At 71.0% G+C, this 24,628-nt stretch carries 24 protein-coding genes and 1 pseudogene; 6 read left to right on the forward strand and 19 right to left on the reverse strand.

Going from position 1 to position 24,628, the window contains the following annotated elements:
- Positions 1-24 precede the first annotated feature (24 nt).
- The gene (locus tag AB5J50_RS07730; RefSeq protein WP_369256163.1) at positions 25-1,053 is read left to right on the forward strand and encodes an alpha/beta hydrolase; all 1,029 of its coding nucleotides are present in this window, start codon (positions 25-27) and stop codon (positions 1,051-1,053) included.
- Positions 1,054-1,078: 25 nt separating this feature from the next.
- On the opposite strand, the gene AB5J50_RS07735 is transcribed toward AB5J50_RS07730, so the two are convergent.
- From AB5J50_RS07735 to AB5J50_RS07745, 3 genes and pseudogenes are all read right to left on the reverse strand, one after another.
- Entirely contained in the window at positions 1,079-2,026 is a 948-nt protein-coding gene (locus AB5J50_RS07735; protein ID WP_369256165.1) for an FAD-dependent oxidoreductase, read from the reverse strand.
- 25 nt (positions 2,027-2,051) lie between these two features.
- A complete protein-coding gene (locus AB5J50_RS07740; RefSeq protein WP_369256167.1) occupies positions 2,052-2,702 on the reverse strand; it encodes a hypothetical protein in 651 nt (216 codons plus the stop codon).
- 386 nt (positions 2,703-3,088) lie between these two features.
- Positions 3,089-3,172 (reverse strand): annotated as a pseudogene (locus AB5J50_RS07745) (IS5/IS1182 family transposase); the annotation flags it as partial.
- Between the two features lie 384 nt (positions 3,173-3,556).
- Here AB5J50_RS07745 and AB5J50_RS07750 point away from each other — a divergent pair.
- Genes AB5J50_RS07750 through AB5J50_RS07770 form a run of 5 tightly spaced genes read left to right on the forward strand, consistent with a single transcriptional unit; the run spans position 3,557 to position 8,111 of the window.
- Complete coding sequence (locus tag AB5J50_RS07750) at positions 3,557-3,667, forward strand: keywimysin-related RiPP (RefSeq protein WP_107407388.1); 111 nt, start codon at positions 3,557-3,559, stop codon at positions 3,665-3,667.
- Positions 3,668-3,692: 25 nt separating this feature from the next.
- Positions 3,693-5,537, forward strand: a complete 1,845-nt coding sequence (locus tag AB5J50_RS07755) for a lasso peptide isopeptide bond-forming cyclase (protein ID WP_369256169.1) — start codon at positions 3,693-3,695, stop codon at positions 5,535-5,537.
- A 35-nt stretch (positions 5,538-5,572) separates the two neighbouring features.
- Positions 5,573-5,827 (forward strand): lasso peptide biosynthesis PqqD family chaperone, encoded by a 255-nt coding sequence (locus AB5J50_RS07760; RefSeq protein ID WP_369256171.1) that lies wholly within the window; start codon positions 5,573-5,575, stop codon positions 5,825-5,827.
- Entirely contained in the window at positions 5,824-6,261 is a 438-nt protein-coding gene (locus tag AB5J50_RS07765) for a lasso peptide biosynthesis B2 protein (protein ID WP_369256173.1), read from the forward strand. The genes AB5J50_RS07760 and AB5J50_RS07765 overlap by 4 nt, the downstream gene beginning before the upstream one ends.
- Entirely contained in the window at positions 6,258-8,111 is a 1,854-nt protein-coding gene (locus tag AB5J50_RS07770; protein ID WP_369256175.1) for an ABC transporter ATP-binding protein, read from the forward strand. Before AB5J50_RS07765 ends, AB5J50_RS07770 begins: the two co-directional genes overlap by 4 nt.
- Positions 8,112-8,342: 231 nt before the next feature.
- On the opposite strand, the gene hypE is transcribed toward AB5J50_RS07770, so the two are convergent.
- The 16 genes from hypE to AB5J50_RS07850 all read right to left on the reverse strand — a co-directional run bounded on the left by hypE (position 8,343) and on the right by AB5J50_RS07850 (position 24,067).
- Entirely contained in the window at positions 8,343-9,422 is a 1,080-nt protein-coding gene (gene hypE, locus AB5J50_RS07775; protein WP_369256177.1) for a hydrogenase expression/formation protein HypE, read from the reverse strand.
- Positions 9,415-10,542: a hydrogenase formation protein HypD gene (gene hypD / locus AB5J50_RS07780; RefSeq protein WP_369256179.1), complete on the reverse strand. Its 1,128-nt coding sequence runs from the start codon at positions 10,540-10,542 to the stop codon at positions 9,415-9,417. The genes hypE and hypD overlap by 8 nt, the downstream gene beginning before the upstream one ends.
- Complete coding sequence (locus AB5J50_RS07785; protein WP_369256181.1) at positions 10,542-10,844, reverse strand: HypC/HybG/HupF family hydrogenase formation chaperone; 303 nt, start codon at positions 10,842-10,844, stop codon at positions 10,542-10,544. The genes hypD and AB5J50_RS07785 overlap by 1 nt, the downstream gene beginning before the upstream one ends.
- Positions 10,845-10,875: 31 nt before the next feature.
- A complete protein-coding gene (gene hypF / locus AB5J50_RS07790) occupies positions 10,876-13,260 on the reverse strand; it encodes a carbamoyltransferase HypF (RefSeq protein WP_369256183.1) in 2,385 nt (794 codons plus the stop codon).
- Positions 13,257-14,012, reverse strand: a complete 756-nt coding sequence (hypB, locus tag AB5J50_RS07795) for a hydrogenase nickel incorporation protein HypB (RefSeq protein WP_369256185.1) — start codon at positions 14,010-14,012, stop codon at positions 13,257-13,259. The genes hypF and hypB overlap by 4 nt, the downstream gene beginning before the upstream one ends.
- 3 nt (positions 14,013-14,015) lie before the next feature.
- The gene (gene hypA, locus AB5J50_RS07800) at positions 14,016-14,414 is read right to left on the reverse strand and encodes a hydrogenase maturation nickel metallochaperone HypA (protein ID WP_369256187.1); all 399 of its coding nucleotides are present in this window, start codon (positions 14,412-14,414) and stop codon (positions 14,016-14,018) included.
- 259 nt (positions 14,415-14,673) lie between these two features.
- Positions 14,674-15,219 carry a hydrogenase maturation protease gene (locus AB5J50_RS07805; RefSeq protein WP_369256189.1) on the reverse strand — a complete coding sequence of 182 codons (546 nt, stop codon included), beginning with the start codon at positions 15,217-15,219 and terminating at the stop codon, positions 14,674-14,676.
- Positions 15,216-16,646 (reverse strand): hypothetical protein, encoded by a 1,431-nt coding sequence (locus AB5J50_RS07810; RefSeq protein ID WP_369256191.1) that lies wholly within the window; start codon positions 16,644-16,646, stop codon positions 15,216-15,218. The genes AB5J50_RS07805 and AB5J50_RS07810 overlap by 4 nt, the downstream gene beginning before the upstream one ends.
- Entirely contained in the window at positions 16,643-17,326 is a 684-nt protein-coding gene (locus AB5J50_RS07815) for a DUF6084 family protein (RefSeq protein ID WP_369256193.1), read from the reverse strand. The genes AB5J50_RS07810 and AB5J50_RS07815 overlap by 4 nt, the downstream gene beginning before the upstream one ends.
- Entirely contained in the window at positions 17,323-17,979 is a 657-nt protein-coding gene (locus tag AB5J50_RS07820; RefSeq protein ID WP_369256195.1) for a DUF5947 family protein, read from the reverse strand. Before AB5J50_RS07820 ends, AB5J50_RS07815 begins: the two co-directional genes overlap by 4 nt.
- On the reverse strand, positions 17,976-18,515 hold the full coding sequence (locus AB5J50_RS07825; RefSeq protein ID WP_369256197.1) for a hypothetical protein: 540 nt from the start codon (positions 18,513-18,515) through the stop codon (positions 17,976-17,978). The genes AB5J50_RS07820 and AB5J50_RS07825 overlap by 4 nt, the downstream gene beginning before the upstream one ends.
- Positions 18,512-20,296, reverse strand: coding sequence for a nickel-dependent hydrogenase large subunit (locus tag AB5J50_RS07830; protein WP_369256199.1), 1,785 nt, complete (start codon positions 20,294-20,296; stop codon positions 18,512-18,514). The genes AB5J50_RS07825 and AB5J50_RS07830 overlap by 4 nt, the downstream gene beginning before the upstream one ends.
- 85 nt (positions 20,297-20,381) lie before the next feature.
- Positions 20,382-21,470, reverse strand: coding sequence for a hydrogenase expression protein HypE (locus tag AB5J50_RS07835; protein WP_369256201.1), 1,089 nt, complete (start codon positions 21,468-21,470; stop codon positions 20,382-20,384).
- Positions 21,471-21,533: 63 nt separating this feature from the next.
- A complete protein-coding gene (locus AB5J50_RS07840) occupies positions 21,534-23,315 on the reverse strand; it encodes an enoyl-CoA hydratase-related protein (RefSeq protein WP_369265330.1) in 1,782 nt (593 codons plus the stop codon).
- A 193-nt stretch (positions 23,316-23,508) separates the two neighbouring features.
- Complete coding sequence (locus tag AB5J50_RS07845) at positions 23,509-23,766, reverse strand: hypothetical protein (protein WP_369256203.1); 258 nt, start codon at positions 23,764-23,766, stop codon at positions 23,509-23,511.
- Positions 23,753-24,067, reverse strand: a complete 315-nt coding sequence (locus AB5J50_RS07850) for a DUF6400 family protein (protein ID WP_327426938.1) — start codon at positions 24,065-24,067, stop codon at positions 23,753-23,755. Before AB5J50_RS07850 ends, AB5J50_RS07845 begins: the two co-directional genes overlap by 14 nt.
- Between the last annotated feature and the right edge of the window lie 561 nt (positions 24,068-24,628).

The raw sequence follows: 24,628 nt of genomic DNA on the forward strand, positions 1-24,628 counted from the left end.
GAAATCGTAGTACTGTCCCGGGGCATGTCCACCTTCACGCTCGCCGGCCGCATCGACGAACACGTCATCGACAGCGCGCTGCTCCGCGGCAACCCCCTCGACGACCCGGCGCAACGTCCGCTGTGGGTCTACACCCCACCCGGCTACGACGACGCTCCCGAACGCCGCTACCCCGTCACCTATCTGCTGCTCGGCTACGCGGGAACGCTCCCGGTCTGGCGCAACCGCACGGCCTTTCGCAAGCCCGTCCCCGAACTCGCCGACGGCATCTTCGCCCGCGGCGAGGCGCCCGGGATGCTGCTGGTGTTCGTGGACGCCTGGACCGCCTACGGCGGCAGCCAGTTCCTCGACTCACCCGGCACCGGCCGCTACCACTCCTACCTGTGCGAGGAGGTCGTGCCGTACGTCGATGCCCGCTACCGCACACTCCCCGCGCGCGACCACCGGGCCATCGCGGGCAAGTCCAGCGGCGGACTCGGTGCAGCGATCACCTCGATGCTCCGCCCGGATCTGTTCGGCGCCTTCGCCACCCACTCCGGCGACTCGCTGTCCGAAGCCCAGTACCATCCGCACTTCCTCACCGCGGCCCGCCAACTGCGGCCCTACGGCGGCGACATCTTCCGCTGGTGGGACGATTTCCGCTCGCGGGTCGCCTTCACCAAGGAGGAGGACCTGAACCTCCTGGAGATCCTCGGCGTCTCCGCATGCTTCTCCCCTGACCCCGACGGCTCCCCCACCCTTCCCTTCGACCCCCGCACCGGGGCCCTGCGCGAGAACGAGTGGCGGCGCTGGCTGGCCTGGGATCCGGTACGGATGGCCACCACGCACGCCGACGCCCTCCGCTCCCAGCGCGGCATCTGGATCGACGCCGGCACCCGCGACGAGTGGTTCCTCGATCTGGGCGCACTGGCCTTCCGCGATGCGCTCACCGAAGTCGGAGTGGCCGACGACATCGTGCACTTCGAGCTGTTCGAGGGGGGGCACCACGCCGTCGAGTACCGGATGCCACCCGCTCTCGCCTGGCTGGCGCACCGCATCGCCGATCGGCCTTGACCTCCAGGGGAACATCGGATCCGTGTCAGAGCCTTCCACAGCGCCCGGTCACGGGCCCGCACCCGCGCTGTTCCGCCGATGGTGAGGACCGGCCCGACCGGGCTCGACGATCACGGCGGACGACAGGTCGGAGCACCCCCTGGGCCAGTCCCCGCACGCCGAGACGTGAAGTGGGGATCAGGGTCTTCGCCGCGCTGAGCGCGGCCGCGCGACTGCCGCGCACGTGCTCCGCCATCGCGCCCTCGTTGGCGGGAAACGCGCGCTCGTGGTCACCGCCCGCCCGCGCCAGCGCCCCGGCGAGGACGTATGCGCCGACGACGGCCAGGCTGGTGCTGCCACCGACGGCCGGGCCGAGGCAGTAGCCCGCGTCGCCGACGAGCGTCACCCTCCCCCGCGACCAGGTGTCCATGCGGAGCTGGGTGATGGAGTCGAAGGAGAACGACGGGGTGCGGTCGAGCTCGTTCAGCCAGCGGTCCACGTCAGGGTGCATGCCGTCGAACGCGCTGCGCAGCAGCCCCTTCTGCCGGGGCCCGTCGTGGTGGTGGAAGTCGAGCTCGCGCTCGCTCCGGAACAGGAACAACACCCGGGCGTCGCCGAGGTGCCGCGCGCCGTACATGCCGGCAGTGCGGCCGACGCCGACGTGGATGAGGAGCTCGCCGTCGAGGTCGGAGAGGTTCGGCAGGGTCAGCACCCCGAGGTAGGCCCCGGTGAAGGCGCTGAAGCGGGACTCGTCGCCGAAGACGATGCGACGCACGTTGGAGTGCAGACCGTCCGCGCCGACGACGAGGTCGAAGCGGCGCGGTGCTGCGTTCACGAACCGCACCTCGCCGTCGGGCGAGATCCCGGTGATCGAGTCGCCGAAGATGTACTGGACGTCGTCGCGCGCAGCATCGTCGTAGATCTCGCTCAGGTCGTCGCGCCTGACCTCGACGTGCCGGTCGGAGGTGGCATGGAAGATCTTGGAGAGGTCCACCCGGACGGGACGCCGTACGCGATCGTCAGTGACCCGTCGTGCGGAGCCACTGCATCGTTGTGACAAGCTCTTCGCTGAAGTCTTCGCAAAGCGCGAGCAACTCGCGACCGGTGGACGAGCTGAGCAGCCCTGCGGGATCGGGGAGTGCCCGGAGAGCGCCGTGGCAGGCGGACTCGACGGCGAAGTTGCGTGACGCGAAATAGCCCTCGCTCGCCCGGTCCGCCAGGTCGGCGAGGTACTGGCGGTGGGTTTCCTCCGAGGGGTGAGAGTAGAACGAGCCTTCGACGAGGTCGTCGAGGTAGTTCGCCAGGTCGGCCGAGGCTTCGACCACTCGCTCTGCTTCGTGCAGGCGAGGCTTGTCCAGCAACTCGCCGAAGGTCAGCAGGCTGCTGATGGTCTCCAACTGGAAGAGCTGGACCATGTCCGCGTCGACTTCAGACGTGAAGAGGGGGGCGGTGCATAGCTTGGCGATTGCTCGCCGGTATGCGCGATCCGACCGTTCACCAGCAGGTGATGCTGCCAGAGGGAACAGCGACTCCAGCGCGGCCTGGTCGACGCCCCACTCTGCATCGAGCTCGAACGCGAGTACTGGCGCACGCCACCGCCACAGGGCCAGGACGGCAGCCAGACGCTGGTGGACAGGCTTCAGGTCCGCCAGCCGCTCGATCTGCGCCACGCCCTTGAGCCAACCCTTCTCATCTCCACCGATCCCTGCCCGATCGCTTCACCTCGGGACACTGTAGAAGCCACCGAAGGACCACGCGATCGCCAGACGGCGCTCTCGCCGAAGAAGCTGGGCTTCTTCCAAACGCGGAAAAGGGCGTCTGAACAGGGCAGATGCCCGGCAGATCCCACCCGTACGAACTTGGCGTGGCAGCGGAGAAGGACCTGGCTGCTGTGCCCGGCTCGGGGCGCGCACTCCGCGCGGCAGACGTGGAGGGCAGCCAGAACGAGACGGCGGCGTGGCGCGGGTCGGAGGGGCGCTCCGCCCTCTCCAAGTGCTGTCCCGTAACGATCTTTGGCACGAACCTGCTTGTGCTGGCGGTTGTGTTCCCTCTGTCAGTCGGTGACTTCGCCGCCTGGCGGGCTACGGTGCGGGACCACCAGGCCGGGGCCCCGGTAGCCTCCGTCGGCGATCGTGGTGGTCCCTCAAGGGGAGCATGTCCAGGGGCGTGGCGCGCGCCCCGGCGGCGCCCGCCGTCATGCGTGTCCGGCAAGTGCGGCGAGCAGCTGCCAGGGCGCAGGTCGAAACGTTCAATCAAACATGCGCACATCCGGGTCACAAACAATGCTGCGCCAACAACAGCCAAAACGAGAGGGGCGCACAACCCAAGCAATTCGGCTTTTGCATATTATCCGAGCTTCGCAAACACTCTTGCCTTGGTCTCACGCCCTGCAGCTAGCTATGTGCTGTGCCCACTTCCTGGCCCGGGTTCCCGATGAACCCTGGACCGACCGGCGGCACATCGGCCAGTCCTCTGGCCCGTCGGTCAGGGAGGTGGTCGGGAAAGCTTCATGTGAGGAGTAGTCATGAAGAAGGCCTATGAGGCGCCGACGCTCGTCCGGCTCGGTACGTTCCGGAAGGAGACGGGGCTGCTGCAGCGCCACGGCAACGACCGACTGATCCTGAGCAAGAACTGACGACCGACGGTCGCTGACCGACGTCATGACTGAACTGCACGAAAGTGCGGGGACGGGCCCCGGCGACGCGCACTTCGCGGTCTTCACGGACCGTGCGGACGCGGCCGCCGTGGCCCGCTCCTTCGCCCGCCCCGGAAGCCGGACCCTCGCGCATGCGTCGGGCCGGCCCTGGCTGGTCGGCCACTGGCACGAGGACGAGGTCCTCACGGCCAACGCCGGCGGTGCCTCCGTCGCCGTCGTCGGCTGCTGCCCGATCCAAGCCGACGACCTGCGGCGCCGCGTCGCACGGCTGCGTGATCTCGCGGAGCTCGACGCACTGGCCCATTCCCTCCCCGGCAGCTTCCACCTCGTCGCCGCCCTCGACGGACAGATCAGAGTGCAGGGCACCGCCTCCGGACTGCGCCTCGTCTTCCACGCGGAGATCGACGGCGTGCGGGTGGCCGCTACCCGAGCCGACACGCTCGCCGCCGTCCTGGGCCTCGACCCCGACGTGGAGGAACTGGCCGTAAGGCTGCTGTGGCCCGCTCCGTATCCGCTCTCCGAGACGTCCCTGTGGCGTGCGATCACCGCCGTTCCTCCGCAAGACGCTGTGGTCGTCGCCGCGGAAGGCCGCGGCGTACGGCACACCCGGTGGTGGACGCCGCCGGAGCCGGTCCGGCCGCTCGCCGAAGCGGCGCCCCTGATCCGGAAGGCACTGGAGGAGGCCGTCGGCGCGCGTACCCTTCAGGGCGGTGTGGTGAGCTGCGACCTGTCCGGCGGCCTGGACTCGACCTCCGTCTGCTTCCTGGCCGACCGCTCCCCCGCCCGCGTGGTGGCCAGTACGTGGCCGGGACGCGATCCGGCGGACACCGACCTGCACTGGGCCGAGCGGGCGATGGGGTACCTCCCGGACGTCGAGCACGTGGTCTGGGACGCCGACGCCTCACCGCTGGTCTACGAGGACCTGCTCGGCATCGACGACCTCCTCGACGAGCCCACCATCGGCGTCATGGACCGCTCCCGGGTCCTGCACCATCTGCCCGGCCTCGCCGCACGCGGCAGCCGGTTGCACCTGACCGGCATCGGCGGCGACCACGTGGCATGGTGCTCCGAGGCGTACTACCACCGACTGCTGCGCACCAGTCCGCTGTTCGCCCTCCGACAGTTGCGTGGGTTCCGGGCGCTGTGGCAGTGGCCGCTCGGCGGCACAGTCCGCGCTCTCGCCGACTCCCGGCCGTACGGCAAGTGGCTCGCCGACGCCGCCGGCCACCTGCGCGGCCCGTTGGCCCCGTCCGTCGCAACGGGTCTCGGCTGGGGCATGGCCCCGCGCCTGTTCGACTGGGTGACTCCCGAGGCCGAACGAATGGCCCGCCGGGCACTGCTCGGTGCCGCGGCAACGGCCTCGCCACTGCATCCGGACCGTGGACTGCACGCCGACCTGGAGCAGATCCGCTCGTGCACCCGCGTCATCCGGCAGTGGGACCGGATGGCAGCCCGCGCCGGCCTGCCGATGGCCTCTCCCTTCCTCGACGACCGCGTCATCGAGGCGTGTCTCGCCGTACGCCCGAGCGAGCGCGTCACGCCCTGGCAGTACAAGCCCGTCCTGAGCGCCGCGATGCGCGGGATCGTACCTGACGCCTGCCTGCGGCGGGCCAACAAGGCCACGGCCGCCATGGATGCCTCCAACGGACTGCGCCAACACCGCGCCGACCTGCTGGCCCTGTGGGAGGACTCAAGGCTGGAAGAGTTGGGCTTGGTGGACGGCGCCGAGCTCCGCCGCCTCGCCCGGCGGCCCGCCTCCCCGGGGTTGTCCGACGCCATCCTCTACTCCACGATCGCCGCCGAGGTGTGGCTGCGGGGCCTTGCCCGCAGCCACACCCGCGTCCCATGACCCTGACCACATCCCCATGTCAGAAAGGCCCTCATATGCCCCTGCGGTTCGGCGACGACGTCTCCACGGCCGAGACCGACTACGGCACAGTACTGCTGGACGAACGGGCCGGCGCCTACTGGGAGTTGAACCCGACTGCCACTCTCGTGGTGCGGACGCTGCTCGACGGCGGCGAGGAAGCGGACGCGGCCGCCGCCCTGGTCCAGGAGTTCGACATCGACCAGGCACAGGCCCTACAGGACGTCGAGACGCTCGTACGGCAGCTGCGGAGCTCGGGGCTCGCCTCATGACGACGCCCAGCGCGCTGGAGCGACCTACCGGTGTACCCCTGGCCCGACGCCTGGCCGCCCGCCTCGTCCTGCTCCCTGCCGTCGCCTTCGCCCTGCTGCCGCCCCGCCGCATCCGCACCGTACTCGGCATCCTGCGGCGCGGTGCCGCGCCCGCCACCACCGCGCAGGCCCAGAACGCGCGCGACGCCATGTGCGCCGCCAGCCTGCGCTGCGCCGGGCCGAAGGGGTGCCTGCCGCGCTCCTTGGGGGCCGCACTACTGTGCCGGCTCGGCGGAACGTGGCCGACCTGGTGCACCGGTGTACGCGTCGTCCCGCCCTTCACCGCGCACGCCTGGATCGAGGCGGAAGGCCGTCCCGTCGGCGAGGGTTTGCCGGAGGGCTACTTCGCCCGGCTGGTGGCCGTCGACCCACTGCCACGGCCGACGGACCGATGACCGGCGCGACGGTCCTGCACGGCGACCGGGCCGCGGCTGCCGAGGGTGACAAGTCCACCCGCGCGGCGGTGGCCACGATGTACCGGCTCACCACCGGGCACCGGAGCGCCATCGCCGTGGCCACCGTACTGACCCTCATGGGCTCCGCCCTGGGACTGGCCCAGCCGCTCGTCGCCAAGCACGTCGTGGACGCGAGCGGCCGCGGACAGGTCATCTGGCCGCTGCTGGGCCTGCTCGGCGCGCTGTTCGTCATCGAGGCGGCGACGGGAGCTGCGGGACGCTTCATTCTGGAGCGGACGGGCGAAGGCGTCGTACGGCAGCTCCGTCACAGGCTGGTGGGACAGCTGCTCCGGCTGGAGATGAGGGAATACGACCGCCACCGGGGCGGCGACCTCATCTCCCGGGTGACGGCCGACACCACCCTGCTCCGGGAGGTCGTGTCGCAGGCCCTGGTCGATCTGGTGACGGGGAGCCTTGTCGCCGCCGGGGCGATCATCCTCATGGCGTGGCTGGACCCCCTGCTGCTGCTCCTGGTCGCTGTCACCGTGGCAGCGGCGGCCGTGGTCGTCGCGTCGCTGCTCACGGGTATCAGATGCGCGTCCGAACACATGCAGGACTCGGTCGGTGCCATCGCCGCCGATCTGGAACGCGCCCTCGGCGCCCTGCCGATGGTCCGCGTGCACCGCGCCGAGGAGCGCGAGGGGGCCGGCATCGGTGCGCGCGTCGATGCGGCCTACGGCGCGGGGGTACGCACCGCGAAGCTCGCCTCCGTCATGAGCTCCGCCGTCGAACTCGCCGTCCAGGGCTCCTTCCTCATCGTCCTGGTCGTCGGCGGCCTGCGCGTAGGCGGCCACGCCGGCTCCCTCGGCGACCTCGTCGCCTTCCTGCTGTACGCCTCGTATCTCGTCCTGCCGCTGTCCTCCGTCTTCCGTGCCGTGGGTCTCGTCCAACGTGGAATGGGCGCCTACCAGCGCATCGACGAGGCGCTCTGCCTGCCTGTCGAACCCACCGCGCCCCAGATCCCGAGAGATCGCACACCCTCACCGCGGCCGACCAGGCCGTCCGTCACTCGCGAACAGCCCGCCCTCGCCCTGCGCGACGTCCACTTCGGCTACGACCCGGAACGGCCGGTCCTCCGCGGCGTTTCGTTCGCCGTCCAGCCCCGCCGCCACGTGGCCCTGGTGGGCCGGTCCGGAGCCGGCAAGAGCACGGTGTTCGCCCTGGTGGCGAGGTTCTACGAGCCGGACGCGGGCACCGTCCTCTTCGACGGGCGGCCCGCGACCGAACTCACCCGTGACGCATGCCGTCGACGCATCGCCGTCGTCGACCAGAACACCCACGTCGTCCACGGCAGCCTGCGCGGCAACATCACCTACGCCGTGCCCGACGCCACGGAATCGGAGATCCGGCGCGTCGTCGAACTGACCCGACTCGAAGAAGTCGTCGACCGGCTGCCCGGCGGCCTGGACGCTGTCATCGGCGAACGCGGCAGCACCCTCTCCGGCGGCGAACGCCAACGCGTCGCCCTCGCCCGCGCGTTGCTGGCCCGCCCCTCACTGCTCCTGCTGGACGAGCCCACCTCCCACCTCGACGCGATCAATGAATCGGCGCTCGCCACCGTCATGAAGGACGTAGCCCAGGAGTGCGCCCTGCTGGTCATCGCCCACCGCCTCTCCACCGTGCAGCACGCCGACCACATCCTGGTGCTGCAGGACGGCCGCACCACCGCCGGCGGACGCCATGAGGAGTTGCTGGCCGGCAGCGACCTCTATCGCAAGCTGGCCGCGAGCCAGATGCTCCGGCCGGGCGGGGAGGCCGGGAGCGGCAACCGAGGACGGACGGACGATTGAAGCCGTCCGTCCTCGCGGCCCAGCCGGCCGAGATCCGGTCCGTGCACGGGCCATCGGCCCAGCGGTCGCGACCATGAAACCCGTTCCTGCTGGTCAACAGCCTTGCGGCTGCCGTACCACCATGAGACCAAGAATCTGCTGGTGAGCTACTCACCGAAGAAGTTGGGCTTCTTCTAGACCAGCGGTCCGATCCGTGCTGGACGGCCGCCTCCTCGACGCGCGAGGCCCGTATCAGCAGATCCGCGGCAGTTGCTCCCCGATCGGCAGATCGACCACCCGCGTTCCCCCCAGGCCGGTCCGGGCCACGACCATACCGGGATGTGTCTCGACGGCCTCACCGATGATCACGGAGTCCGCGCCCAGAGGGTGGGCTCGCATCGCCTCGAGGACGGCGTCGGCGTGCTCGCGCGGGACGAAGGCCACCAGCTTGCCCTCGTTGGCGATGTACATGGGGTCCAGTCCGAGAATGGCGCAGGCATTGGCCACGGCCGGCGGCACCGGGACGTCGCGTTCCCGGATGACCACCCCTGTGCCGGAGGCCTCCGCGATCTCGTTGAGCGCGGCCGCCAGGCCGCCTCGGGTGGGATCGCGCAGTACGTGCAGATCCGGGGTGACGGCGAGCATGGCGTCGACGAGGCCGCCGAGCGCCGCGCAGTCGCTCTTGATCTCCACTCCGAATTCCAGGCCCTCGCGCACGCTCATGACCGCCACCCCGTGGACACCGATGGCGCCGCTGACGATCACGACGTCGCCGGGGACGACCCGCTGAGGACGCAGATCGACGCCCGCCGGGACGAGACCGATGCCCGCCGTGTTGATGAAGATCCCGTCGCCGTGGCCGGCCTCCACCACCTTGGTGTCGCCGGTGGCCACCTCCACACAGGCGGTGCGCGCGGCCGCCCCCAGCGCCGCGGACACCCGCGTGACCACGTCCAGCTCGACGCCCTCCTCCAGGATGAAGCCGCAGGAGAGGTAGGCGGCGCGGGCGCCGCTCATGGCGAGGTCGTTGACGGTGCCGTTGACCGCCAGGTCACCGATGCTGCCGCCGGGGAAGAACAGCGGCCGCACCACGTAGGAGTCGGTGGAGAACGCCAGCCGGGCACCGCCCAGGGAGAGGACGGCGGCATCGCCCATCTGGGCGAGCACCTCGCCCCCGAAGGCGGGCGCGAAGATCTGCTGGACCAGTTCGGCGGAGAGGGCTCCACCGCCGCCGTGGCCCATCACGACACGGGGCCGGTCGCGCAGCGGCGCCGGACACGTCCACGCCTCGATGTCCAGGGCGGGGGCGGGGAGATCGGTGGTGTCAGACAACGGGGGTCGCCTCCCGGGCCTTGGTGGCGGGCAGGTCCAGCCGCCGGTAGAGGTAGTACGCGGCGCAGGCGCCCTCGCTGGAGACCATGGTGGCTCCCAGGGGGGTGCGAGGGGTGCACAGGGTGCCGAAGGCCTCGCACTCGTGCGGCTTGAGCAGTCCCTGCAGGACCTCTCCGCTGCGGCACTCGGCGGGTTCGGCCGTCCGAATTCCGCCGACCGAGAAGCGGTGCTCGGCGTCGTGGTCGCGGTACTTCGACGACAGCCGCCAGCCGCTGTCGGGGATCACCCCGATGCCGCGCCAGGCACGGTCGGTGACCTCGAAGACGTCCTCCAGCATGGCCCGGGCGGCCGGGTTGCCCTCCGGGCGGACGGCACGGGCGTAGGCGTTGTCGACGGTGTGCTCACCGCGTTCCAGCTGACGGACGGCCCGGCGCACGCCTTCGAGGATGTCCAGTGGCTCGAAGCCCGTCACGACGATCGGAACGCGGAAGCGCTCCGCCAGTTCCGGGTACTCCCCCACTCCCATCACGCTGCAGACGTGCCCGGCCGCGAGGAAGCCCTGCACCCGGCACCTCGGCGACGACATGATCGCCTCGATGGCCGGCGGTACGCGGACATGGGACACCAGCATGCTGAAGTTGGGGATGCCCAGCTTCCGGGCCTGATGGACCGTCATGGCGTTGGGGGGTGCCGTCGTCTCGAAGCCGATGCCGAAGAACACCACCTCGCGGTCCGGGTTCTGCTGCGCGACCCGCAGCGCGTCGAGCGGCGAGTAGACGACGCGCACGTCACCGCCTTCCCCGCGGACCTGGAACAGGTCCCGCCCCGTGCCCGGCACACGCAACATGTCACCGAAGGAGCAGAAGATCACCTCCGGCCGGGAGGCGATCTCCAGAGCCTTGTCGATGACCTCCAGCGGGGTCACGCACACAGGACAGCCCGGCCCGTGGATCAGTTCGACCTCCGCCGGCAGGAGCTGGTCGATGCCGTGGCGAATGATGCTGTGCGTCTGCCCTCCACACACCTCCATCAGGGCCCACGGCCTGGTCACCGTGGCGTGAATGTCGTCGAGGAGCCGGCGAGCCAGCTCCGGGTCCTGGAACTCGTCGATGTACTTCACTAGTTGCGCACCTCTTCCACCGGGTCGACGCCCGCCTCCGTCGCCGCCATCTCCCAGGCGTCGCCGAACTCCTCCTGCAACATGCCGAGTTCGGCGAAGAGTTCGAGCGTCTGCCGCGCCGACTCCTCGTCCAGCCGTTGCAGGGCGAACCCGACGTGGACGATGGCGTACTCGCCGACCTGGAGGTCGGGCAGGTACTCCAGGCACACCTCCTTGACCACGCCGCCGAAGTCGACGGTGGCCATCCGGGTGCCGTCCCGTTCCTCGATGTCCAGCACTCTGCCGGGTACCGCCAGGCACATGAGCCTCTCCTCGCTGTGGGTCGCGCGTTGCTCAGTCGGTGGAAGTGGCCCGGGCGGCCACCATCAGCTGGCCCAGCGCCAGGCCTCCGTCATTGGGCGGCACCAGGTGGTGCCGCAGGACCGTGAAGCCGTCCTCGCGCAGGGTGGCGGCACAGGCCGAGGAGAGCAGCGTGTTCGCGAACACGCCTCCCGTCAGGGCGACCGTGTCCAGCCCGTGCCGCTCTCGCGCCCGCGCGCAGATCCGGTGCACCAGGTCGGTCACGGCCCGGTGGAAGCGAGCCGCGACCACGGCCGCGTCGACGCCCGCACGCAGGTCGTCGACGATCGCCGCGAGTACGGGTGCCGGATCCGCCCGTACGACGCCACCCCCGTTCTCCTCCGACGCGTGAAGGGCGAAGGCGTACGCGGTGGTGTCCTCGGCGGGTGCGTGCAGAGCCGCGCCCTCCAGCTCGACGGCGGCCTGTGCCTCGTATCCGGCCCGGTGGCACACCCCGGCGAGAGAGGACACCGCGTCGAAGAGCCGGCCCATGCTGGAGGTGGGGACACAGTTCAGGCCGCGCTCCAACTGCCGTTCCAGGACGTGGAGTTCGACGGGCGGGCAGGCGGCCGTACAGGCGAGGTCGTCGGACCAGCCGATCCCGGCCGCCCGCAGATGGGCCAGCGCCATGCGGTACGGCCGGCGCACCGCGGCGTCGCCACCGGGCAGCGGGACGTACGCGAGGTGCCCGAACCGGGTGAAGCGGTCGTAGTCCGCGAGCAGGAACTCCCCGCCCCACACGGCGCCGTCGTCGCCGTGGCCCGTGCCGTCGAAGGCGACGCCGATCACCGCCCGGGTGCCGTCCAGCCCGTGCTCGGCCATCGCGGCGGCAACGTGCGCGTGATGGTGCTGGACGCGCACGACGGGCCGGTGCGCCGCGTTCCGGGCGGCCCACCGGACGGAGCGGTAGCCGGGATGCCGGTCTGACACCAGGGTCTCGGGCCGCACCCCCGTGATGGACTCCAACTGCGCCGCCGCGCGCTCGAACGCCCGCTGCGTACCGACGTCGTCCATGTCGCCGATGTGCGCCGACAGCCAGGCGCGACGGCCCGCCCCCAGACAGAAGGCGTTCTTCAGGTCTCCGCCGACGGCGAGGGCCGGCCGCACGGGCAGCGGGAGGGAGACCGGCAACGGGGCGTAGCCACGCGAGCGGCGGATCACCAGCGGCTCCCCGTCGCAGACGCGGACCACGGAGTCATCACACGGGACGTGGATCGGCCGGTCGTGCGTGAGCCAGGCGTCGGCCAGGTGCGCGAGCCGCTCCAGCGCCTCGGTGTCGTCGGTGACGATCGGCTCACCGGACACGTTGCCGCTGGTCATGACGAGCAGCCGGGGGCCGTCCGCGTCGCCGGGCAGGCCGAGCAGCAGATGGTGCAGGGGCGTGTACGGCAGCAACACGCCGAGGTCGGGGCTGCCGGGCGCGACGGCCTCGGCGGGCCGCGGGTCCCCGGCTGCGTACGACGGGTGCGGACGCCGCCTCACCAGGACGACCGGCCTGGCCCGGCCTTCGAGCAGGCTCCGTTCCTCGGGGCTCAGCCGGACGAGGTGACGGACGTCGTCCGCGGCCTTGGCCATGACGGCGAACGGTTTGTCCCCGCGCGCCTTGCGCCGTCGCAGCAGGGCGACTGCCGCCTGGTTCGTGGCATCGCAGGCCAGGTGGTATCCGCCCAGGCCCTTCACGGCGAGGATCGCGCCGCGGGTCAGCAGCGTGCGTGCCTCGGTGACCGGGTCCGCCGCATCGACACGCGTGAGCCCCGGTCGCCGGGCGACGAGCAGCCGCAGGCGCGGCCCGCAGGCCGGGCAGGCGACCGGCTGCGCGTGGAAGCGGCGGTCGGCCGGGTCCGCGTACTCCCGGGCGCATTCGGGGCACATCGCGAAGCCGGCCATGGTGGTGTTGGCCCGGTCGTACGGCACGCCGGTGACGATCGTGAAGCGCGGGCCGCAGTGGGTGCAGTTGACGAACGGGTGGCGGTACCGCCGGTCGGCCGGGTCGGCCAACTCGGCGAGGCAGTCGGCGCAGGTGGCGGAGTCCGGGGAGACCAGGGTGCGGGCCGGTCCGTCGGTTCGGGAGGTGAGGATGGTGAACGCGGTGCCGCCGACGGGAGGCATCTCCCGGTGGTGGACGGACTCCACGCGGGCCAGCGGGGGTGCCTGGGCGGCGATCCGGTCGCAGAACCGGGCCACGGCCGAGGCGGTGCCCTCGACCTCCACGACGACGCCCTCCGGAGTGTTGGTCACGTGCCCGGCCAGGGCGAGTTCGGTGGCGAGGCCGTACAGGTAGGGCCGGAAGCCCACGCCCTGCACCACTCCCCGGACGGTGACCCGGCGTCGTCGCGGAGCGTCCTCGGCGACGGCGACCGGCGCCTGCGGACCGCTCACGAGTGGGTGTGGGCCATCGTGCCGATGGCCTCCGTCTGCGCGTGGGCGTGACCGTGGTGATGGGGCAGCTTGGCCATGACCGGCGAGTGGACGGGTGCGCCGTCCGCGGCTGCCATCGCCCTGTCGAGCAGCGCGCCGACTCCCTGCCCCCGGCGCGCCGAGGTCAGGACCACCTCGACTCCCGGGTTGACCTGCTCCACATTCGCGCGGAACGCGGCCTCGTCGAACTCGACGGCCTCGGCGATGTCGGTCTTGGTGACCACGACCAGGTGGGCGAGGCCGAAGGCGGTGGGGTACTTGAGCGGCTTGTCCTCGCCCTCCGTCACGGAGGCGAGGGTGACCCTCAGCGTCTCCCCCAGGTCGTAGGAGGCCGGGCAGACCAGGTTGCCGACGTTCTCCACGAACAGCAGCCGCGTGTCGTCGGGCAGCCACCCGTCCAGGTGCCCGGCGAGCATCCCCGCCTCCAGATGACACAGTCCGTCGGTGAGCACCTGCTTGACGGGGACGCCCGAACGAGCCAGGCGCGCCGCGTCGTTCTCGGTGGCGAGATCGGCGCTCAGCGCCGCGACGGGAACGGACCGCTCCCGTGCCCGCAGCAGTTCGCGCTCCAGCAGCGCGGTCTTTCCGCTGCCCGGACTGGACAGCAGGTTCACAACCGCGGTGCCTCGAGCCGCGAGGTGAGCGCGCAGTTCGTGGGCGCTCGCGTCGTTCTTCGCGAGTACGGCCTGCCGCAGGTCGACGACACGACACATGGTTCAGCGCTCCTCGGAGATCGGTTCGCGGGTGGGCACGTGCGTGGGGCCGCCGTCCTCCCAGTGCACGTCGACGATCTGCAGTTCCCGGCCCGCGAGCAGGTCGGTACGCGTCCCGCCGCACTTGGGGCAGGTCAGCCGGGGCGGCATGCCGACGGCCCATTCGTGCGCACAGGGCGTGCAGCGGGCCCGCCCCGGCACCGCTTCGGTGACCAGTTCGGCGCCTTCCAGCAGGGTTCCGGCGCAGACCAGTTCGAAGCAGAAGGCCAGTGAATCGGGTACGACGCCGGCCAGTTCGCCCACCTGGAGCCGTACCGATCGCACCGCCGTGACGTCACCGGCCCGTGCGGCGGCCTCTGCCACCTGGTCGACGACGGCCATCGCGACGGACATCTCGTGCATGGGACTCCGTCCTTCCGCGGCCTGCCTCCGGTCGGCCTTCATTAGAGGCGCGCGTACCCGGGCCGCACGGCCCGGCACGCCGTCACCGGCCGGCAGGTACGCCGTTCGACGCAAACCGCACGGCACACCGGTGGCACCCACGGTTCACATCCGTCGGATCCGCAGGTAGCGCCTGAGGTCGGGAAGCATCTCGGCGAAGACTGCGATCATGGCGGCGAGGGCCGCTCCGCCGATGACGATCTTCTTCATCCGTCTCTCCTCACGTCGAAGCCTCAGCGGTTGAGGCCTTCGCCACGGACGGCTCTCCGTTCCGCAGCAGTTCTTCGATCAGCCGGACGGCCTCGGGTACGGCGTCGGACACCGGCGCGCTGAGCCCGATGCCCTCGTCCACCGAGACCGGTTCGCATCCGACGACCAGGACGCGGCGTGGTGGCTCGGCACCGGTCCCGGCGCAGAGGGTGCCCAGCAGCGCCAGGACCGTGTCGGGGGTCATCCGGTGGCCGTCCAGTACGGGGGTGTCCGGCGAAGGGCTCCCGCCGCCCACGTCGTGTTCGATCACGTACAGCGTGCCGGGGGCTTCGCCGCGTGCCGCGGCGTCCACGAGGACGAGCGTGTCGTAGCCGTCCAGGAGCTGGTAGGCGAGGTGCACCCCGCGCACCCCGATGTCCACGACCTCGATGTGTCCGGGCAGGCCGCGCTCGGCGAGCAGGCGCGCGGTCTCCACGCCGAAGCCGTCGTCTCCGAGGAAGATGTTGCCGATGCCCGCCACGAGAGTCCTTGGACCTGCCTGTGGGGGAAGGTTCATCCGTCGTCCTCCAGCGGTGTGACCTCGTCGGGCTGGAAGTACAGGAACCGTCCCTGCTCTCGGCGGATGTCGGCGCCCGGGTCACCCTCGACCGTGACCGCCAGGTGCACCCCGCCGTCGACGTCGTGCAGCACCGCCTCGACCTTCGCGGTGCGCCCCCGCAGGAAGATGTCCTGCGCGTCGGTGCGCCGCAGGCCCGGGCGCAACTCGACGCGGCTGCCCTTGCCCACCGACCGGCCGTCCACGACCACCCGGTCCTCCTCCGGGTCGAAGCCCGCCTCGCTGGCGGGGTCCCACCAGGGGGTGTCCGGCCGCTGCACCCCGTACTCGTCGGGGAAGCCGCCGTCCGAGGCGGCAGGGCCGGGGCCGGTCACCTCACGCAGACTCCGCACCGCCCCGTGCAGACGCTCCAGAACCTCGGCCGGCATCGAGTCCGCCAGCTCGATCACGGCGGCCGCCCGCTCGTCGGTGCCCCGGGCCTCGCGTTTCTCCTCGTCGGTGAGAGCCGCGGTGCGCAGCGCGAGGATCTCGTCGATCTCGGTGGCGTCGTAGAGCGCGCCAGGGCTCTCCGGTGCGATGGCCGGATGGTCCTCCAGGATGATCGGCGAGGACAGCACGAGGTCGGCGCGGCCGGGTTCGCCGGCGAGTACGGGCCAGGTGTGCAGGTTGCGGCAGGCGGCGACCGCGCCCTTCGCCCACTCGGGGGGATCGGTCATCGACAGGAACGATCCGGCGCTGAGGGCCATGAGGAGGTGGGTGGCCACCAGGGAGTGCGGCAGCGCCGCGTCCCGGTCGGCGCCGCGGCCCTCGGGCGGTGTCCAGTCGCTGGTGTTCTCGACGACGGCGGTAAGCCGCATGGCCCGGTAGGGACCGTCGAGTTCGCGGGCGGACAGCCGGACCGTCCCGCTGATCTCCTCGCACCGCCGGACCAGTCGGCCGACGGTGCGGCCGGCCGCGTCCAGGACCGGTGCGGTGTCCTCGCGGGCGGGGCGTCGGAAGGGATGGGTGACGCCGTCGCCGAGGAGTTCGTCCACCGACGCGACCACTTCGACGCGCTCCTCGCCCCCCTCGTCCCAGGGCACCAGCACCCGGTCGTCGAGGTGGAGTTCGGCAACCGTGTCGAAGCCGCCGTCCGGGCGGGCGCGCTGCACCGTGCGCCGTCGGGCGTGCAGGAAGCGCACCTCGACCGAGAGGGTCGCGCCCGCCTTCGGTTCCATCAGGCATTCGGTGTGCTGGAAGTCGTGTTCCTCGCACTCGGTGCCCCAGCCGGGCGGCACGAGCACCCCGAACTGCCAGCGCAGCCGGTTCTTGGCCGCCGAGGCGCGGTACGGGTAGAGCACATAGCCCTCGAAGAGGACGGCGTCCGCCACCTGCCGGGCGAGGGCGAACCGCTCCTCCGTCTGAGGGGCGAACGCGGTCACGGTCACGGGTCCGTCCTTCCGGTGATGCCGGTGAGCGCGTGCAGCGGGTCGTGCGCGGGCGGGTCGGCAGTGTCCAGCAGCGCCTGGACGGTCGCCTCCCAAGAGGGCAGGGCGTGCCGGGAGCGGTAGGCGAGGAGGGCGTCCATGGTGTCGCGGGGCAGCCGGATCCAGCCGCACCCGGGGAAGTGCTGCTCGACCATCTCCCGCCAGGTGGCGACCGGCATCCGGAAGGCCGCCTCCCGGTCCCACGGCACCGGCTCGATCCGGAAACCGCCGGCTCCGGTGAACGCCGTACCGGAGAAGAGCATCAGCAGGGGGACCTCGCCGTCGGTGAGAGCGGTGAGGTAGCGGGTCGCGGCGATGTCCATGTCGTAGGTGCAGGGCACGACGAGGTCGGCTTCGGTCTCTCCGGTGAAGCTGGGGACCATGACCGAGACCTGGGCGAACTGCACCGGCTGGAGAGTGCTGCCCCAGCGTGAGCGCTCGCCGAAGAGGTCCGCCAGGCCGCCGGCCTCGGCGGACTCGTAGCCGCGGCGGGCGGGTTCGATGCGGATCTGGCAGCGCAGCGCGAGGGCGTGCACGCGTGCGTTGCCGGCGGCGGTGACGCGCAGCCGGAAGACGAGGGTCGGTCCGGCGGCGTACCGGTCGGCGCGGACGCCGGTGCAGGCGAAGGAGAACTCCGTCACGGCCGCACCGCCTCTCCCACGGGCCGGGCGCGTCGCGAGACGTCCGCGAAGAACGCGTCCAGAGCGGCGCGGGCCTCGGCTCCGCCGTCGAAGCCCTGCCACAACAGGCGCATGCGGCCGACGAGTTCGTAGCAGATGTCGATCGGTACGAGGTGGCACTCGCAGCGGCCGTCGGTGCGGCGCAGCAGCAGCGCCTCCACGTCGGGTTCGAGCAGTTCGGCGAGCCGGCTGCCGCCGAGGACGTCCGTCCACGTGGCCGGTTCGAGTTCGCTCTCGGTGGCTCCGGCCGGGCTCGGGTAGAGGGCGACCAGCCGGTCGAGCGCCGCGTTGCGGAAGAGGAAGGCGACGCCGACCGGGATCTGCAACGCCTCCCACGCGCTCTCGTCGAGGCGATGCCCGGGGTCGGTGAGGTAGCGGGCCGGGACCGTGCGGAAGCGGCCCGCGGCGGCACCCGGCTGTTCCATCAGCAGCGCGCAGGCGGCGCAGGCGCAGACGAGGGCGCGTTTCTCGGTGTCGACCAGGTGGCGGTGGTCCGCTTCGGTCAAGGCCACCGCGCACAGCTCACATCGCTCGGGCCGGAGCGGACGCTCGGTGAGGAATCTCCGCAGGCCAGGGGTGCGCGCACTTCGGGCGGGCGCCGGGGACGCGCTCATCGGGTCCTCGTCGGTGCCGGACCGGTACCGATCTGGAGGAGCGCGGGCCCGGCGGGTGCGGTCTGTACGTCGACGGCCCTGACCTCCGGTGCGAAGCAGGCGAGCGCCGCCTCCGCGGCCTGGCGGGCATCCGCGCCGGAGCCGCAACCGCAGCCGCCGGCCTCCCGGGTCCGCAGCGTCAGGGTGCTGCTCTCCTCGTCGAAGTCCACGACGTCCAAGGCGTGTTCCCGGACGCTGTCGAGGGCCCGGGCGATGCGGGTGTCGCGGTCCTCGGGGTGCAAGTCGTGCAGGACGAGCAGGCTCGCGACCAGTTCGTCACCGAGCAGACCCGCCGGCGGTTCGCCGGGAGCGGAGGACAGCAGGTGGAGGATGCGGGCCAGGCCGGCACCGTAGAAATCCATGAGCGACCGCACGAGTTCCTCTGCCGCCGCGGCGGCGGCCGGGTCGCCGCTCGCGGCCAGTCGGTCCAGCACCTCCTCGACACGGCGTCCGGTCTGCTCCGCGTTGACCGGCACTGCCGCAGTCCCCGCGCTCATCCGCCCAGTCCGCTCAGTCCGGTGGGCACGTGCATCGACTTCACCGTCTTGCCGCCCCCGACGTACATGTGGACGCCACAGGGCAGACAGGGGTCGAAGCTGCGGACGGCGCGCATGATGTCGATGCCCTTGAAGTTCTCGGGGGTGTTCTCCTCGAAGATGGGCGTGTTCTGCACGGCGTCCTCGTACGGGCCCGGCGTGCCGAAGGAGTCCCTGGTACTGGCGTTCCAGGGGGTGGGCGGGTACGGATGGTAGTTGGCGATCTTGCCGTCGCGGATCACCATGTGGTGGGAGAGGACACCGCGGACCGCCTCGGTGAAGCCGACGCCGATGCTCTCGTCCGGGACCTCGAACTTCTCCCAGGTCTGGGTGCGCCCGGCCCGGACCTCCTCCAGGCCCTTCTCCGCGAAGTGCAGCGCGACGGCGGCGGTGTAGGCCTGGAAGTAGGTGCGCGCGCGGTTGCGTTCCAGCGCGTTGCTCCACTTCGGGATCTTCCACTCGAAGCTGGTCTCGGGCTTGGTCATCGTGCGCGGCAGGTTGATGACCACGCTGTGGCCGGTGGCCTTCACGTAGCCGGTGTCGACGAGTCCGGACAGGGCGGTCGACCACAGGCGGGCGATGGGGCCGCCGCCGGTGTCCAGCGCGAGGTGGTCCTTGCCGTCGAACCAGCGAGGGGACATGACCCAGCTGTACTTGTCGTCGAAGTTCCGCTTCTGCGGGGCGGGGATGGTGTGCTGGTTCCACGGGTGGCGCGGGTCCACCGGGTTGCCGAGCGGGTCGTGGGTGACGAACTGTTCCTGGCCCTGCCAGTCCTCGTAGTAGGAACTGCCCAGCAGGATGCGGATGCCGAGGTTGATCTCGGTGAGGTCGTTGGTGACGAGCTTGCCGTCGACGATGATGCCGGGCGTGACGAACATGCGCCGACCCCAGTCGGTCATGTTGGCGTAGGTGAAGTCGCAGTACTCGGGGTCGTTGAGCGCGCCCCAGCAGCCGAGCAGGACACGCCGGCGGCCCACTTCCTCGTAGCCGGGCAGCGCCTCGTAGAAGAAGTCGAACAGGTCGTCGTGCAGGGGCACGACGCGCTTCATGAACTCCACGTAGCGCATCAGGCGGCTGAGGTAGTCCGTGAAGAGCTGCACGGAGGCGATGGTGCCGACGCCGCCCGGGTAGAGCGTGGAGGGGTGCACATGGCGGCCCTCCATCAGGCAGAACATCTCCCGCGTGTAGCGGCTCACCTGGAGGGCCTCGCGGTAGAACTCGCCTTCGAGGGGGTTCAGGGACCGCATGATGTCGGCGATCGTGCGGTAGCCGTGCTCCGCGGCGTGCGGGGCCTCGGTGCGCTCGGCGAGTTCGAGGACGCCGGGGTTGGTCTCCTTGACCATCTTCTCGCAGTAGTCGACCCCGACCAGGTTCTCCTGGAAGATGTTGTGGTCGAACATGTACTCCGCGGACTCGCCGAGGTTGATGATCCACTCGCCGAGGTGCGGGGGCTTCACGCCGTACGCCATGTTCTGCGCGTACACCGAGCAGGTGGCGTGGTTGTCCCCGCAGATGCCGCAGATCCGGCTGGTGATGAAGTGGGCGTCGCGGGGGTCCTTGCCGCGCATGAAGACGCTGTAACCACGGAAGACCGACGAGGTGCTGTAGCACTCCGCGACCCGCTTCTGCTTGAAGTCGATCTTCGTGTGGATGCCCAGGCTGCCCACGATCCGCGTGATCGGGTCCCAGGCCATCTCCACCAGGCCGCTGCCGTCGCCGGCCGCCTTCGTCTTCGGTGCCATCTGTGTGCCGTGCCCTTCGTTGCGCGGGAGGTTCGTGTGGGTGGGGGGTGCACGAAGCAGGGAGCGGATTACTTGCGGCGGATGCTCACCACGGGGGCCGGTATCCGGTGGTGATCTTCTCTCCGGTACGGCGCCACTTGGGCTCCTTGTCCACCGTCCTGGCCGTGATCGACCGCAGCCTGCGGACCACGGCGCCATAGGCTGCGCTGGTGCCGCTGGACACCTTGGCGCCGGGCGGCTCGTCCATGAACGGCATGAACTTGTCGGGGAACCCGGGCATGGTGCAGGCGATGCAGATGCCGCCGACGTTGGGGCAGCCGCCGATCCCGTTCATCCAGCCGCGCTTGGGCACGTTGCACTTGACGACCGGGCCCCAGCAGCCGAGCTTGACCAGGCACTTCGGCGAGTCGTACGACAGGGCGAACTCACCCTGCTCGTAGTAGCCCGCGCGGTCGCAGCCCTCGTGCACGGTGGCCCCGAACAGCCAGGTCGGACGCAGCTTGTCGTCCAGCGGGATCATCGGGGCGGCGCCGGCTGCCTGGTAGAGCAGATAGGTGAGCGTCTCGGAGAAGTTGTCGGGCTGGATCGGACAGCCCGGGACGCACACGATGGGGATGCCCGCATGGGACTTCCAGTCCCAGCCGAGGTAGTCCGGCACGCCCATCGCGCCGGTCGGGTTGCCTGCCATGGCATGGATGCCGCCGTAGGTGGCGCAGGTACCGATGGCGACGACCGCCAGTGCCTTAGGGGCGAGCCGGTCGATCCACTCGCTGGTGGTGATCGGCTGGCCGGTCTCCGGGTTGTCGCCGAAGCCGCACCAATAGCCCTCGGGCTTGATCGCCTCGTTGGGGACGGAGCCCTCGACTACCAGTACGAACGGGTCGATCTCGCCCCGCTCCCCCTTGAAGAACCACTCGATGAACGTGTCCGAGCCGCCGACCGGGCCGCACTCGAAGTCGATGAGCGGCCAGTGGACGGCGATCTTCGGAAGACCCGGCAGCACACCGAGCACGATCTCCTCGATGCTGGGCTGCATGGCCGCCGTCAACGCGACCGAGTCGCCGTCGCAGCTCAGCCCCGCGTTGATCCAGAGAATGTGGATCGTGGGTGTCTCGTCGGCGGGCGCGCCGCCTGCGTCCGCAGTGCCGACCGTGCCCGGCGTCGCCTCAGTCATGGGACCGCCTCCTGGGGAGGTAAGGGGAGAAAGACTGCATTTCGACCGTCGACCTTCTTCGTATCAGCCGTTCGGCCGTGATGAGACGCCATCGAGGGCCGTTCCGGTGACATCGGCGGCAGAGGGGATCGGACCGGTTTGCGCAACCGTGGCGGGACCGAGGCGCGGCGGGGTGCACGGTGGACGCTCCTTGTGGACGAAGAAACGACGCAGAGCGTGATACGGGGCGTCCGGGTCGTCGAAGGTCCGGCGCATCCGGGCCAGCTCCTGCTCACGGAAGCCGGCCAGCGGGGTCGCACTCTCCAGCCGGTCCAGCTCCGTCTTCTTCGCGGTGATCCGTGACGCCGTCGCCGGAAGTGACGCCAGACGCGCCGCCAGAGCGCCGACCTCCCGCGCGAACTCATCAGGACCGCAGTCGACCACCCGGTCTACGAGGCCGAAGCTCAGTGCGCTCGCCGAGCTCACCGGCAGCGCCTCACACATGAGCCGTTCGGCCGTCGCGGGACCCACCCTGCGCGGGAGGGTATGCGTCCAGTACTCCGAGCCGTAGAGACCCATCAGACGGTAGTGAGGGTTCAGCACGGCGCCCGAGCGGCACCACACCTCGTCGGCCGCGAGGGCGAGCATCACCCCGCCCGCCGCGGCGTTGCCCGCGACCGCCGAGATGACCAGCCGGTCCGTCGTCGTCAGGACCGCCTCGACCAGATCGTCGATGGCGTTGATGTTCGCCCAGGACTCGGCAGCGGGGTCGTCGGCGGCCTCGATGACGTTGAGGTGGATCCCGTTGGAGAAGAAGTCCCGTTCGCCGCCCAGCACCAGCACCGACGTGGGCCGCGCGCACGCTTCCCGGTAGGCGTCCAGCAGACGTCGGCACTGCTCCGTGCTCATGGCGCCGCCGGGGAAGGAGAACGAGAGGAAGCCGACGTTCCCGTCCTCCCGGTAGCGGATGTCCGTCCAGGTACGGTGCCGCACCTCGGGCAACAGGGGCAGGGCGTGCTCGGGCAGCGGCGGCAGCCGGTCGCCCAGGGCCCGCACGGCAGGCAGTTTGAACGTGGGCGGCTGCCCGGGCCCGCGCCGGGGCCGCAGTTCGGGGATCCACACGGCGCCGTCCTTGGTGGCCCGGCAGACCGCCCCGGCCCGGGTGGCCAGCAGCTCGCCAGGGCGGCCGCGCAGCACGCTCTCGGGATGACCGCCGTGCAGATACCACTCACCGCCGAGCAGCACGTCCAGCACACCGGGCTGCGAGTCCGCCGCCCTCAGCTTGCGCAGGACGGTCCGGGTGGAGTCCTCGGCCCAGTCGATCCGCCGGACGCTCTGGTCGAGGTACGGACGGGGGTGCAGGCGAGCGTCGGCCGTGCATGCCGCGTCCTGCTTGCGCGGTACGTGGGTGCCCCCTGCGAAGCGCTCCACCGCGAGCATGACGGCCTTGAGCGCGGCGTCGGCGATCTCGCCCCGGTACAGCTCGCTCTTGGACACCTGAGGAATCCGACACGGTACGGAGGCCCACACGTCACCGGCGTCCATCTCCCCATCGGCCTGCAGGACGGTGACGCCCCACTGGTCGACACCTTCGTGAATCGCCCAGTCCAGGGAGGACGGTCCGCGGTCGCCCACGGGCCCCGGATGGACGACGAGGCACGTGTGCGCTGTCCACACCTCCTCGGGAATCGCCGTCTTCAGCATCGGCGCCACGATGAGCTGCGGTGCGTGGCGCCGCACGGCATCCGGCAACGAGCTGCCCGGCAGGGCAAGTTCCACCGCCACACTGTGGCCGCGGTCGCGCAGTTCGGCGTGGACGCGCTGGGTGAGGCTGTTGAACGCGCTGGCTAGGAGCAGGATGTGCACGGCTGCCTCCGGGCGGACGAACGGCAGGCAGGGGTGGCCGCCGACCGCGATCCTCGGCCAAGGCTGCCTGCCGTCCCCGACGACAGACGGTGAGGTCATCCGAAAGCGAGTGCCGATCCGCCGTCCGGCCTCACCGGCCATGGCCCGCGGCGGCACCGACGACCCGGCTCACTGAGTCAGCCGTTGTGAACGATCACCGTCGTCGCAAGCCGCTGGTAATGCGCTCCCACGGGGAGCGGGTGGCACCGAAATGGGTCTCGTGGGTCCAGATGTGGGTGCACGACCGGCACTGCAGGTGGAGCAGGCTGCCGACGTTGGAGAGCAGGTAGCGCCAGTGCTCGGAGCAGGTGCGCCCTTGCTCGCAGGTGGCGCACCCGCGACGGTCGTCGCAGTTCGGGCAGGCCACCCAGGCGCGACGCCCGATGTCGGCCTGAGGGTCAAGCGGCAGCATGGCCGCCCCCTCCCCGCGGAAGCACACCGGCCGAGACCAGCTCGTCGTACACACGCTGCTGCTCCGCGCTGAGGCCGGAATAGAGCAGCTCATACGCCGCTTCCTCGCCGCGCAGTGCGGCGACGGGGTCCCAGTCGGAGCCGAGAGCGGCCAGGACATGAGCGCGCCGGAGCAGCTCGTGCGAGCTCAGGTCGACGGCGAAGTCGACCGTCGGGAGCGCGCCAGGTCGGTCGGCCGCAGGCCTGCTGGCTGCAGCGGGTTCGTCCGGTTCGCCAGGAAGGGCGCGGCCATCGGGGGACATGCGACCGAACGTAGGTAACCTTTCCTCGCCCCGGCAAGAGCAGGTGGGAGAAGTCACAGCAGGCCCGCGACGCCGGGGGCCCGGAGGCGGACCCCACATCGGCTGGGTGGAGCTGGGCGAATTCCTCGCACCGCACGGGTACGCCCCGGTAGAAGGTCCGCCGCGGACGTCGGCGCGCCCCCCGGCCGACGCACGGCAGCGGTCGGCGCCTCGTCGGACGGCACCCGCGCCTGATGGTGCCTCAAAGGTGTGGCCCGACTCGGTGAAGAAGTGCACGACCTGTCGCCCCGAGGGCCGCGCTGTTCTCTGTTCCGGCTGGACCGCCGGGCCTGGCAGTGGCGACGGATCGGGGCCGGGGCCGTCGGGGCGGGTGTCAGTGACGGCACCCGCCGCAGGGGATGGCGCGGACCGTTCCGCCTCCGTTCACACCGAGACCCACCGCTGCTGAACCTGGGGCGTTCCCGGGCCGAAGTCCCGCCCGCCCTCATCGCCGACCACGGCCCTTTCACCTGGGGCGGCTCAGCCCGCAAATCCCTCGAACACGCCGGCACGTTCCAGCGC

The sequence above is a fragment of the Streptomyces sp. R35 genome, assembly GCF_041053035.1.
GTDB classification, from domain to species: Bacteria; Actinomycetota; Actinomycetes; order Streptomycetales; family Streptomycetaceae; genus Streptomyces; species Streptomyces lutosisoli.